This window comes from Lacihabitans sp. LS3-19 (assembly GCF_024343575.1).
Taxonomy (GTDB): Bacteria; Bacteroidota; Bacteroidia; order Cytophagales; family Spirosomataceae; genus Leadbetterella.
In genome coordinates this window covers 349,958-362,340 of record NZ_RJUA01000003.1, presented here as the reverse complement: position 1 = coordinate 362,340, position 12,383 = coordinate 349,958, and the positions used below count along the sequence as shown (strand labels likewise).

At 33.9% G+C, this 12,383-nt stretch carries 10 protein-coding genes; 5 read left to right on the top strand and 5 right to left on the bottom strand.

What is annotated here, in order from left to right:
• The first annotated feature begins 113 nt into the window (after positions 1–113).
• Both EGI22_RS05340 and EGI22_RS05335 read left to right on the top strand, forming a co-directional pair.
• Positions 114–893, top strand: coding sequence for an N-acetylmuramoyl-L-alanine amidase (locus EGI22_RS05340; RefSeq protein WP_255066895.1), 780 nt, complete (start codon positions 114–116; stop codon positions 891–893).
• A 48-nt stretch (positions 894–941) separates the two neighbouring features.
• On the top strand, positions 942–1,877 hold the full coding sequence (locus EGI22_RS05335; RefSeq protein WP_255066894.1) for an MlaD family protein: 936 nt from the start codon (positions 942–944) through the stop codon (positions 1,875–1,877).
• A 14-nt stretch (positions 1,878–1,891) separates the two neighbouring features.
• On the opposite strand, the gene kynU is transcribed toward EGI22_RS05335, so the two are convergent.
• The 3 genes from kynU to EGI22_RS05320 are packed head-to-tail and all read right to left on the bottom strand — an operon-like array spanning position 1,892 to position 4,666.
• Positions 1,892–3,145, bottom strand: coding sequence for a kynureninase (gene kynU, locus EGI22_RS05330; protein WP_255066891.1), 1,254 nt, complete (start codon positions 3,143–3,145; stop codon positions 1,892–1,894).
• Positions 3,138–3,818, bottom strand: coding sequence for an SGNH/GDSL hydrolase family protein (locus EGI22_RS05325; RefSeq protein WP_255066890.1), 681 nt, complete (start codon positions 3,816–3,818; stop codon positions 3,138–3,140). Before EGI22_RS05325 ends, kynU begins: the two co-directional genes overlap by 8 nt.
• Before the next feature lie 2 nt (positions 3,819–3,820).
• Entirely contained in the window at positions 3,821–4,666 is an 846-nt protein-coding gene (locus tag EGI22_RS05320) for a TraB/GumN family protein (RefSeq protein ID WP_255066888.1), read from the bottom strand.
• A gap of 195 nt (positions 4,667–4,861) precedes the next feature.
• Between EGI22_RS05320 and EGI22_RS05315 the strand changes: the two genes are divergently transcribed.
• The 3 genes from EGI22_RS05315 (at position 4,862) to EGI22_RS05305 (ending at position 9,721) form a co-directional block, all read left to right on the top strand.
• Positions 4,862–7,018, top strand: coding sequence for a DPP IV N-terminal domain-containing protein (locus tag EGI22_RS05315; protein ID WP_255066887.1), 2,157 nt, complete (start codon positions 4,862–4,864; stop codon positions 7,016–7,018).
• A 426-nt stretch (positions 7,019–7,444) separates the two neighbouring features.
• On the top strand, positions 7,445–8,734 hold the full coding sequence (locus EGI22_RS05310) for an ATP-binding protein (RefSeq protein WP_255066885.1): 1,290 nt from the start codon (positions 7,445–7,447) through the stop codon (positions 8,732–8,734).
• Between the two features lie 123 nt (positions 8,735–8,857).
• Positions 8,858–9,721 carry a bestrophin family protein gene (locus EGI22_RS05305; RefSeq protein WP_255066884.1) on the top strand — a complete coding sequence of 288 codons (864 nt, stop codon included), beginning with the start codon at positions 8,858–8,860 and terminating at the stop codon, positions 9,719–9,721.
• Between the two features lie 38 nt (positions 9,722–9,759).
• Here EGI22_RS05305 and EGI22_RS05300 read toward each other — a convergent pair whose 3' ends face one another.
• Entirely contained in the window at positions 9,760–10,362 is a 603-nt protein-coding gene (locus tag EGI22_RS05300; RefSeq protein ID WP_255066883.1) for a 3'-5' exonuclease, read from the bottom strand.
• Between the two features lie 2 nt (positions 10,363–10,364).
• The gene (locus tag EGI22_RS05295) at positions 10,365–12,275 is read right to left on the bottom strand and encodes a DUF294 nucleotidyltransferase-like domain-containing protein (protein ID WP_255066881.1); all 1,911 of its coding nucleotides are present in this window, start codon (positions 12,273–12,275) and stop codon (positions 10,365–10,367) included.
• Positions 12,276–12,383: the final 108 nt, after the last annotated feature.

Here is a 12,383-nt window from a genome sequence, read left to right as displayed (position 1 = left end):
TTTTTATGTTCTAACAAAAACACTAATTTTGTAATGGCAAAATTAAACAGAAAGTATATTTAAAACGATTTTCTTGAAATAAAAAGCTGTAGTAAATCATGTTTTCCCAAAAAATGAAGTTAATAAATCTTAAAATTATCATCCCATTCACACTTTTGACTTTTACCTATCTAATTTTCACTAGTCATACAAGCACAAATCCAGTCAGAATAACAACAATTGTTCTAGATGCAGGTCATGGCGGAAAAGATCCTGGAGCTGGCAACGGCAGAGAGAAAAAGTACGCATTGGATATCACTTTAAAACTAGGCCAAAAGATAAAACAAAGGCACAAAGATGTAAAAGTAATATATACTAGAGATTCCGATGTTTTTATTCCTTTACATGAGCGTGCGGCTATTGCCAATAAAAACAAAGCAGATTTGTTTATTTCAATTCATTGCAATGCTAACAACACCAGATCCTTAAGCGGAACTGAAACGTATGTTATGGGTTTACATAAAACGCAAGAAAACTTGGATTTGGCCAAAAATGAGAACAATGTTATACTTTATGAGGATAATTACAAAAAAACATATAAAGGATACAACCCTGCGTCACCATTGGCACACATTATGTTAGCTAATTACCAGAATGCTTTTATGAATCAAAGTTTGGAGTTTGCTGCCAAAGTAGAAAAAAACATACCAAAGATAGGCTATAGAAGTAGAGGCGTAAAGCAAGCAGGGTTTATTGTCATTTGGGAAACTACTATGCCAAGTGTTTTGGTGGAAACCGGATATCTAACCAATAGCAGAGATGCTAACTTTTTAGCTACTGAAGATGGGCGAGAAAAAGTGGCTTTAGCAATTTCAAACGCTTTTGACGAGTATAAAAAGGAAACAGAAAGATAAAATTAGTAAATTGCCGACCGTTAGGTTGTTTTTGAAAAAAAAGAAAAGATGGATTTTAAAAGAGAGGCAAAAGTAGGTTTATTAGGATTAGTTGGATTAGCAATCTTGTATTTTGGATTTAATTATCTAAAAGGTTCTGATTTATTTTCTACAACTGAAGACTATCACGTCTATTATAAAGATGTATACGGATTGGAGGTTTCAAATCCTGTAACCTATAATGGTGTAGTAGTAGGCAGAGTTTTAGGATTAAAACCAGATTATGAAAAAGACATCGTAAATGTACAACTGTCTATAAAAAAGGATGTTAAGCTTTCAAAAAACACTATAATATACTTGGCAGACGATGGTTTAATTGGTGGAAAATTATTGAAACTCAAAATTAAGCCAGGTGAAAAATTGGCAGGAGGTTCGGAAATAAAAGGTTTAGTAGAGCAAGGTTTGGTTCAATTAATGCAAGATAGATTAGATCCGACACTAAACAATGTAGACTCTTTGACATTGAGTTTAAATAAAATAGTCAATGATTTTGCAAACACTGGTCAGGCATTAAAAGTCTTGATGGCCAACGCAACGACCACTACAGTTGGTGTTAATGGTATAATAGCTAGCAACTCGAAAAATCTTAATGAAATAACTACCAATGCTGCTTTATTGACCAATAATCTAAATACACTTACGAAAAGTTTAGACCAACAATTAAAGCCAATTTTAGAAAAAACTGGGAGTTTTACAGATACTTTGAGTCATTTAAAATTGAGCAAAACAGTAAATTCTCTTAATTCAACTATATCTGATTTACACAAAGTTGTGAACGGCATAAATGCTGGAGACGGTACTTTAGGAAAGTTAACCAGCAACGATTCTTTGTATGTAAATTTGGATAAAACTGCGGCCAGTTTAAACAAACTACTGGCAGACATGAAAGAAAACCCTAAGCGGTATGTTCATTTCTCCCTTTTTGGTGGCAAGAAAAATAAGTAAGGTTTTTTAAAATTTCAACTTTCTTTTTGTCCTATTATCTCAACCAGTCTTTCAACGAATAGAAATACTTCTCTGTATGAATTATACAAAGGAGCCAAGCCAATTCTAATATAATTTGGAGGTCTGAAATCGGGAATAAATACTCTACCGTTTTTTTCAGGTATTTCTAAATATTTCATAATATATGTAGCACTTTCATGAGAAATAGTCACATGAGACGCTCTTTGGCTGTCTTTGATAGGGCTTTTCAATTCAAAACCGATATCTTTTAAAAACAAATTATAAAGCTCGATAAAATAAGAAGAAAGGCTGAGGCTTTTTTCTCTTAAAGCCTCCATTTCTGCTTCTAAAAGTAAATCCACTCCAGGAATAATACCAACTAATGAAAGAACATTTGGTGTACCAGTTGCAAATTTATCAATACTATTTTTTGCGGTAAATTTAGCTTCAAAATCAAACGGTCTTTCGTGAGAAAACCATCCAGCAATAGGATTTTGAAATTTTGTAATTAAATCTTTGTCTAAATATAAAAATGCAGATGAACCTGGCCCACCATTCAAGAACTTATAAGTGCATCCAACAGCCATTTTACAACCTAAAGCTTTTAAATCTAAAGGAATTGCACCAGCACTATGACTCAAATCCCACAATACCAATACTCCTGCCTTTTCGGCATGGGCATTTATAGTTTTCATGTCATAAATATGGGCACTTTTGTACAAGACATGGGAGAGACAAACCAAGGCAACTTCGGAATTTATTGCGGACAAAATAGACTCAATATCAACACATTGCCCATCATTATCGGATTTTAGTTTGACCAATTGATGATTAGGAAAACTTTGTTCAATTAGGCCTTCAAGAATATATTGATCGGTCGGAAAATTCAATTCATCCGTAATGATTATTTTTCTATTTTTTTGAAATTTTAATGCTCCAAAAGCCAATTTATAAAGATTAGTAGAGGTATTGTCAGCCACACAAACTTCTTCTGAAGAAACTCCAAGCAACTCGGCTATTTTAACAGCAGTTTGCCTGGGCAAATCTATCCATTTATTCTCCCAACTTCTTATTAAGTCTTTCCCCCATTCACTCTGAATAGTTTTATCTAAAACCTTCTGCGTTTCTTTTGGCAATCGGCCTAAAGAATTTCCATCAAAATAAACTTCATTTTCATTGAAAACAAACCTATCTTTAAAGGCAGAAAGACTATCGTTTACGTCTAATTTTAGGGCTTTTTCAAGAAAATACGACCTCGGCTCATTCATAGTTTTTGATTATAGTTGGGAAAATTCTTTCCACCCATTTAGCATACATATTTCCTGAAGGATGGAGCCCATCAGAAGCGATTAAGCTAGGATCAGGAATCCTTGAAATGTCCGTAATATCTACATAAACAATTCCTTCTTTCTCACATACAGACTTGGAAAGGCTATTAAACTCGTCAATTTGTTTAGCTATACTTTCTTTATCTCTACCACTCGCAAAAGGCGTAACACCCCAATCAGGAATCGAAACAACAAAAACACCTTTTTTGCCATTTTTGGAAAACCCGATAGCTTGCTGCAAAAGGCTTTTAAATTCCTCAACAAATACCGCAGAGCTTCTACCCCTGTATTGATTATTTACACCAATCAAAAGCGAAACCATGTCAAATTTTTGATTGATGGATTCTTTGCTAATTGCCGCAATAAGTTCGTCTGTGGTCCAACCAGTTTTGGCTATGATTTTCGGTTCTGAAAAATCAATATTCTTTTCTTTAAGTTTGGCTACCAATTGTACTGGCCATCTTTCCGAATTTTTCACACTTTCGCCTATGGTGTAGCTATCGCCCAAGGCCAAATAGCTGAATTTATTCGTGTCTAAATTTCCCGAAACGGGTGTTTTAACACAACTCCCCATCAATCCTCCTAAAACTAGAAATAACAAAAATGCTTTCATAATTACTCTATTGATTTAATAATATAACCCTTTTTTTTCAAAAGACTTAAAACCCCTTCTTCTCCCAATAAATGGCCTGCTCCTACAGCAAAAAACGTCGCCTTTTCTTTTGCAAAAGTTTCTATTTTGTCAATCCAATCAAGATTACGGTCTTTCAAAAGTTCATCCTCCAATCCTTCAAAAGAATCCGAAGAATCTTCAATAAGTTGCTGCATTTTAAGAAAATCTTTGGAGACATAAGCATCCATCAACTCATGCAATTCTTTTCTACTTTTGTCTGAATTTTCAATTGTTTCATACAACATTTTAGCTTGGATTTTGTAAGAAATTTTATCAAAAATTGCCATCTGAAACGCTGAAGTTTCTAAACCCAAAACTTCCATTTTTTGTTTTTTTGCTAAAGCAACCAATTCCATTTCAAGAGAAACAGCCTCACAACCCAAAAGCTTCGGCATGAGCATTGAATACAGCATCATTGGTTTTACCTTTTCCATCATTTTCAAAGGCATTTTTAAAGAATCTTGAAAATAAGAATTTACAAAATCGTATTTTGCAGGTTCCAAAAGATCTTTTATACTTGAATCACCCTTCATTTTCATGCCATTCATCATGGACATCATCATTTTGGGGTCATCCATATCCAGCTCCAAAACCAATTGTTGAGAATTTTCTATTTTTGATTTCAAATTGTCTGAAAGCCCAAATTGGTCTTTGCACAGTAAATGAAAAGTACCAAAAATATAAGACGGTTTCATTAATTCATTTCCAGAAATCTCAAATAAAAGTGCTCTTTCCTGCGAAAATACACTTCCATAGGCAAACATTAAGACTACAATAATTTTATTCATATTTTTTAATTTCAATCAATTTCTTCAATTCAGAAGGAATGAACTTTTTATCTGGTTTTTATTAAAAATCTCCAAAAAAAAGCAGATTCTGTTAATAGATTTGCAAAAAACAACAAAAAAGACAAAATCCCCACCTCATTTTTGAAATTAATAAAGTTTGCCCTTATTTTTACCCAAACATTAATCAACAAATCTATGAAGAAAGCCATTGTATTATTTTTAGGTCTTAGCTCCTCCCTTTTTGCTCAAAAACAAACGATTGAAAGCAATTTATTGATTGCCAACAAAACACCTGACAATTTCCTTCAAGCATTACCTACGATAAACAAGTGGTTGAGCGATGATAAAATCTTGATTTACATGAAACCTTCGCCAAATGAAGGCATGAAAAATGTAATCTTGAATTTAAAATCTGGTCAAATAGAAGACGCAAGCCAAATGGATGTAATCAAAGTAGTGAGCCCAAGTAAAAAAGTAACTTTGAAAAACGGAGATTTGTATTTAAGCACATCGGCAGGTGAGTCTAAAATAACGAATGACCCAGAGGCAGTTGAAAAAAATGCGACATTTTCGCCCGATAGCAATTATATCGCTTACACCAAAGACAATAACCTTTTTACCTATAACATAAAGACCAAACGCGAGACCCAAATCACTATTGATGGCTCAAAAACTACAAGGAATGGTTTTGCTACCTGGTTGTATTGGGAGGAAATTTTTGGCAGACCAACACTTTTTAGAGCATTTTGGTGGAGTCCTGATAGCAAAAACCTTGCTTATATGCGTTTTGATGAGTCTAAAACTCCTATGTTCCCAATTTATAGCAGTGTAGGTCAACATGGATTTATAGAAGAAACTCGCTACCCAAAAGCTGGTGACCCTAACCCGACAGCTAAAATTGCATTTGTAGATCCAGATGGCAACAAAACCACTTGGGCGGATTTTGAAGACCGTGAAGACCAATATTTTGGTTGGCCAGAATGGACGTCAGATGGCTCGGGACTTATGGTACAATGGATAAACAGAGGCAATGACAACTTAAAACTTTACAATGTTTCGCCCAAAAATGGCTCTAAGAAAGCGATTTATGAAGAAACCCAAAAAACATGGATTGACATAGACGGAGCAGATGAACGTTTGACGATATTGGATGGCGGCAAAGAAATGATCATAATCAGCGACAAAACTGGCTGGAAACAACTGTATTTGTATGGAATAGATGGTAAATTCAAAAACAACATAACTTCTGGAAAATATACTGTAAAAGAAGTAATTGGAATAGATCAAAAGAACAGAGTCTTGTATTTCCATGCAAGAGGAATGGAAAATTCGGCACGCTTTGATTTATATAGTGTTGGATTGGATGGTAAAAATCTAAAAAGATTGACGTTTGGTAATTTTAACCATAGAAGAATAGAGGCGTCTCCAAATCTAAGCTATTTTGTTACGACCTACTCTAATATGAACAACCCTAACGCAATGGCAATCATTGACAACAAAGGCAATATTATCAAAGACTTAGGCTCGGCAAAAGGGGAAGATATGGATAAATATGCCATGAACAAACCTGAGCTGATATATGTAAAAAGTGATGATGGCAAATTTGACCTTCCGATGAGTATAATTTACCCTGAAAATATGATTGCAGGCAAAAAATACCCCGTATTGGTGAGTATTTATGGCGGGCCAGATGCTGGAACAGTTTACGATTCTTGGGCTTGGTCAGCAAGGACGCAGTGGTATGCTAGAGAAGGTATAATCCAAGTGGCTTTGGACCACAGAGCTAGCGGACATTTTGGCAAAGAAGGCGTGAACTATATGCACCGCAACCTTGGTAAATGGGAATTGGATGACTACAAAACCATGGTAAGATCACTAATAAACAAAGGAATAGCTGACTCAACAAAAATCTGCATAACAGGCTTTAGTTATGGAGGTTATATGACTTGTTTGGCTTTAACCAAAGGCTCCGATGTATTTACACACGGTATGGCTGGTGGCAGCGTGACAGACTGGAAACTGTACGATAGTGCCTATACGGAAAGATTTATGGATACTCCTCAAGAAAACCCTGAAGGCTACGAAAACGGTGGAATATTGAAATATGTGGATGACTACAAAGGTAAATTATTGATAGTACATGGTACGATGGACGACAACGTTCATTTGCAAAACAGCATACAATTGATAGATGCCTTAGAAGAAAAAAAGAAAGACTTCGAGATGATGTTTTACCCTGGCGGAAAACACGGCTGGGGAGGCAACAAAGGCTTACATTTTGACAATTTGAAAACTAAGTTTATCTATAAGAATCTATTGGAGAAGGAATTGCCTGAGGGGTTGTTGAGGTAAGAAATAACTTAAGTGGCCAATTTTTCAATTTCTAACCAACTCATTTCCTAATTGGTAAATAGAAAAAGGGCTACGTAATTACTAAAGAATTCCCGCAAATTTGCACCAGTTAATTGCTGGTGCTTTTTTTTTGCAATCTTACAAAACAACATCTATAGTTTGATTTTAAAAAGTATTAAATCGCTTCATAGATTATTCAAAAACAAATGAAATTACCTATATAATGAAACAAGAAATGTCAAAAACTACCTATGCAATGAGACATTATTATAGATAAATTACCTATGCAATGAAACATTTTTTATAAAAAAATGCCTATACAATGAAACATTTTTAATACATTTGCACATAAAAATAACTTTCAAAACATTGATAAAAAGAAACTTATATAATTTTCTTGAGGAATGGAAGACTTCCAACTCTAGAATGCCCTTAATACTAAGAGGAGCAAGACAGGTTGGCAAGACAACACTTGTTAATTTTTTTGGTGAAAAATTCGACCAATATCTGTATTTCAACCTTGAAAAAAATGCAGATAAGCAACTATTTGAAAACATAGAAAATTTGGAAACTACTATCCAACTTTTGTTTCTTGCTCGCAATAAAATATCAGACAAAAAAAAGACTACTTTAATATTTATTGATGAGGTACAAGAAAAGCCTAGTGTGCTTTCAGCTTTGAGGTACTTTTGTGAAGACTATCCTCATTTTCATGTGATAGTTTCAGGTTCTTTGTTAGAATTTGCCTTAGAAAACTTGGAAAAAGTACCCGTGGGAAGAATAGAATATGCGGAACTACACCCCTTAAATTTTGAAGAGTTTTTAAAAGGGGAAAATTCAGATACTATTTTAAATATCCTCAAAGAAGTACCTATTAAAAATGAACTACTAGGACCTATATTTCAAAAATTTCATACCTATGCCATGATTGGGGGCATGCCCAAAATCACTTCAACATTCATAAATGAGCAGAATCTTAGCAGAGTAGTAAATCTTTATGCAGCTATAATAACCGCATATAAATCTGACATTGAAAAATACGCCCAAAATAATACACAAAGAGAGATTTTGAGGCATATTATGGACACCGCACCTTTTGAGATGGACAACAGAATAAAATTGAATAACTTCGGCGGATCGAGTTTTAAAAGCAGAGAGGTAAAAGAAGCTATTTCGGCATTGGAAAAGGCTAAGATTCTAGAATTGGTGTATCCTACAACAAATACCAGTATTCCTACATATCCTGACTTCAAGAAAAGCCCAAGATTAAGTTTTCTTGATGTAGGTTTGGTCAATTTTCAGCTCGGTTTGCACAAAGAACTACTGAATATCAAAGACTTGAATGATAGCTCGAGGGGAAAACTTGTTCAACAAATTGTAATGCAAGAGTTGAAATCGACTTCGTATTTACCAAACAAAAAAATAAATTTTTGGGTAAGAGAAGAACATGGAACTTCATCAGAAATTGACATTGTCTATCCTTATAAAAACTTATTGATACCGATTGAAATAAAATCAGGGGCAAGTGGTACATTAAGGTCATTACATGAATTTATGGATAGATGCACCCACAACTTTGCTATAAGATTCTTTGGAGGAAAAATCAGTATAGACACCTTAAAAACCAACAAAGGCAAGGAATACAAACTATTGAACTTACCTTATTTTCTAGGTGCTCATCTTGATAAATATTTAGATTGGTTTATAGCCCAATAAAAAAATCTTAAAAAATTTAGCTTAATTCCTTAATGAAATTTTAAAAGAACATTTATCAACACTAATTTGTTGTAAATTGATTCCACAAAAATATCCTTAAAACAATTAACACAAAGAGCAAAAATGGTACAATACAACCCTAAAGATTGGTTGACTTTTATTTTTAGATTCCATAAATCAGATACTTTTCGGCAATTAATGCCGATAATGACCCTAATCGGTATATACTCTGGTATAGTAGGTTATTTAGAGATTGAATATTGGAAATTAAACGAAAATAGCCATGTGAAAAACATTCATATTATGCATGGAATGTTGGGGTTTGTAATCTCATTGTTGCTTGCATATCGAACAAACACGGCTTATGACCGTTGGTGGGAAGGTCGCAAACTTTGGGGAGCATTAGTAAATAACTCTAGAAATTTAGCAATAAAGCTATCTGCCATTTTAAAGGAAGAAAATGACCGAAACTATTTCAAAAGAATGATTCCGGGTTATGCATCTATTCTTCAAAAACACTTGAGCAATGAAGAAACAAGCCGAATGCTTTTTGAAGGTTTGGATTTAGAGATTGACCACCATAAACATAGACCCAATCAAATAGCAAAAATGATTTTCCAAAAAATTAATGATTTACATACTTCTGGAAAAATATCTGGAGACCAATTGATTATCATTAATCCTGAAATTCAATCTTTGACAGACATCTGTGGTGCATGCGAAAGGATAAAAAATACACCTATACCCTATTCTTACAGTGCTTTTATAAAAAAATTTATTTTCTTTTTTGTCATGACCTTGCCGTTTAGCTATGTTTTTAGCTTAGGATATTATACTATCCCCGTTGTAATTTTCATATTTTATGTTTTGGCAAGTTTAGAATTAATAGCTGAGGAAATTGAAGACCCATTTGGAAGTGACTCCAATGATTTACCCACTGCTAAAATTGCTTCAAACATCAAAAAACACGTGGAAGAATTGTTTTAAGATAAGTTAAAAAAAAAAGGAAGCAGAATATCTATTTTTTACTTTAATTTAAAAAACAGTTCGGCAGTAATAAATGCATCTCCCAAAGCATGATGACGGTCTTTGGTCTCAATTTTGTATTTTTCGCATAGCTTGTCTAAGGTATAATTCTCTCTTTTGTAAGCGTCGGGTATTTTGCCATAATGATCTTTTTTTATAGCCAAATGCGAAGTATCAATTGATATGTTTTTAAGCTTGATGCCGAAATGTTTTATTAAAGCTTGATTGACCATTTCAATATCAAAAGCTACATGATGACCAACCAAAGTTGCATTTTTTATGAAATTTAAAAATTCTAACAAAACCCAGTTCACTTCTTTACTTTTTTGATTTTCAATTATTTCATGAACACTCACACCTTCATTTGAAGAATTTGGTTGTTTGATTTCAAAATAAAAACTATCGTTTACCAGAATACTACTTCCAATAACTTTTACAGCTCCAATAGAAACCATTTGGTCCTTTGAGGGATTCAAACCTGTGGTTTCAGTATCAAAAACCACAAAGATGTCAGAGTTTCCTTTAAAACTCTCCAAATACGATTTTACTTCAGGCAGTTCTGAAGTCTTTTTATAAGTATTGAACCAAGAGAAAAATCCCATATTTAAGTTAGCATTGAAGTTCTGAATCTGACTTTTACCAAAGCTTGAAGTTCGCTAATTGTTTCGAAAATATTTTTCAATACTTGTCTACGCAGTTTATCCAAAGTTTTTGGGTTGATAAACCTTCCATCGGTTTGTTCGGCTATGCCTTGGGTCGTCCGGATTTTCATCAAAAACTTATACGCTATGGCAGCGTCCTCAAACAAGGATTGCTCTTTTTCATGCAGTTTTATTTTTTCAAATCTTTGATAGGTATTGGTTGTTTCTGGTATTTTATGATAAATAGTTAAGAGTCTGGCCAAATCTGCCAAAGGCACCATAGCCCTTGCTTTTATATCAAACATATCTTTGTGATCTCCGTCTTTTTCAAGCAAAATATTCCTAAAAAAACTTAGTGGCGGTGGGCTAGAAAGTGCATTTACAGCTAATTTACTAAGAAAAACCTCATTTTCTGATGTATGTTCAAATATATGTTCTTTGAGTTGCTCAGCTAATTCAGTGTTGCCATAAACTGGTGAAAAATCGAAAAAGATAGTACTGTTAAGTATGGAAGACGTAGATGAGGAATTAATCCATTTCGAAAAAACACCTTTCCATTCGGCCAAACTCAAACACCATTTCGGATTAGAACCCATGATATCAGCGGGACATTTTTCGAATCCTATTTGATTTAAGCCTTCGGAGATTTTTATGGCCAATTTCAAGAAATATTCTTTGTTTTCTATTCCCTCTTCTTCATACAAAATGGCATTGTCTTGATCCGTTCTTAGCAGCTGCTCTCTCCTACCCTGACTACCCAAAGCCAACCAAACAAATTGGCATGGTGGCTCTAAAAATCCTTCAGATTGCATTTCTTCCAAAGAAAACTCAAAAATTTTATGAAGAATTGCCTCCTCAATTTCAGAACTTATTTCAGCCACATAATCTATGCTTACATCTTTTTCGAGATAATCAGCAGTCAGTTTTTCCAAGCTATTTCTTGCATCGGTCAAATCAGAAATGGAAACCGATTTTCGAACTTTTTTTATTAAAAAAGCAGGATTATCTCCTTGTTCCACTAACAAATCATGATCAGAAATTACGCCCAAAAGTGGGGAATTTCCAGTTCCATCCCCTGTAATACAAAGATGATGGAAGTTTTTTTTCATAAAAACCAACATCACTTCGTTGAGCGTAGGATTTTGTTTAATACAGCTCACGGGAAAACTCATAATATTGGCCACAGTTGCAGAAATTTCTACTATTCCTGTTCCGATTTTAGTCCTAAAATCTTTGTCTGTAATAATACCCAACGGTAGCATGTTTTTATCAACAACTATAATTGAGCCTACATTCTCAGATTTCATTTTTTCGGCAGCCTGCTGAATCGTCCAATCAGGAAAACAATAAACTTTTCTGCTCTTTTCAGGGATTCTGTTTAAGCCTGTGAGACCAGACTGACCAAAGGATTTTATTGCCAAGGTATTAAGTGAAACATCTGTTTCTATTTCATTCCTAAAAATCGTTTTCCCGGCCGCAAAACCAGCGGCAAAAAACATCGAAACTTCAGGATTTCCTTTTAAAATAGGCTCAAAAATCTCGTGTGAAATAAGATAGACAATTGCATCTTCGTCACAAATAGCCGTTGCAATATATGGTTTTTTAACAATCAATGACCTGATTCCGAAAATATCACCTTCATCGCAAATGTCCATTAGCTCGCTGTTAGCCGTCAGCTTTACAGAGCCTTTTCTTAAAACATAAAAGTGATTTTTGGGAAGGTTTTTTTCTTTAAAAATGATTTCTCCTTTTTTGTAAAATACGATTTCTACATGTAGAGCAAGCTTATTTAAGTCTTCATCATTTAGAAAAAGAAAAGGTGGGAATTGTATCAGGAATTCTTTAACTCTGCCAGCTATTACATTGGTTTTCATTTGAATACATTTTCTTAAAAAGGAAAATTACTACAACAAATCTTAGAAAAATATGATAAAAAGTATAAAAAAAGCCAGTATGAAATTCACACTGGCCTTTTTAGAATG

Bases quoted from the DNA above. Each gene is read 5' to 3' on its own strand.
- EGI22_RS05340 (WP_255066895.1), top strand. From the start codon at position 114: ATGAAGTTAATAAATCTTAAAATTATCATCCCATTCACACTTTTGACT.
- EGI22_RS05335 (WP_255066894.1), top strand. From the start codon at position 942: ATGGATTTTAAAAGAGAGGCAAAAGTAGGTTTATTAGGATTAGTTGGA.
- kynU (WP_255066891.1), bottom strand. From the start codon at position 3,145: ATGAATGAGCCGAGGTCGTATTTTCTTGAAAAAGCCCTAAAATTAGAC.
- EGI22_RS05325 (WP_255066890.1), bottom strand. From the start codon at position 3,818: ATGAAAGCATTTTTGTTATTTCTAGTTTTAGGAGGATTGATGGGGAGT.
- EGI22_RS05320 (WP_255066888.1), bottom strand. From the start codon at position 4,666: ATGAATAAAATTATTGTAGTCTTAATGTTTGCCTATGGAAGTGTATTT.
- EGI22_RS05315 (WP_255066887.1), top strand. From the start codon at position 4,862: ATGAAGAAAGCCATTGTATTATTTTTAGGTCTTAGCTCCTCCCTTTTT.
- EGI22_RS05310 (WP_255066885.1), top strand. From the start codon at position 7,445: ATGCCCTTAATACTAAGAGGAGCAAGACAGGTTGGCAAGACAACACTT.
- EGI22_RS05305 (WP_255066884.1), top strand. From the start codon at position 8,858: ATGGTACAATACAACCCTAAAGATTGGTTGACTTTTATTTTTAGATTC.
- EGI22_RS05300 (WP_255066883.1), bottom strand. From the start codon at position 10,362: ATGGGATTTTTCTCTTGGTTCAATACTTATAAAAAGACTTCAGAACTG.
- EGI22_RS05295 (WP_255066881.1), bottom strand. From the start codon at position 12,275: ATGAAAACCAATGTAATAGCTGGCAGAGTTAAAGAATTCCTGATACAA.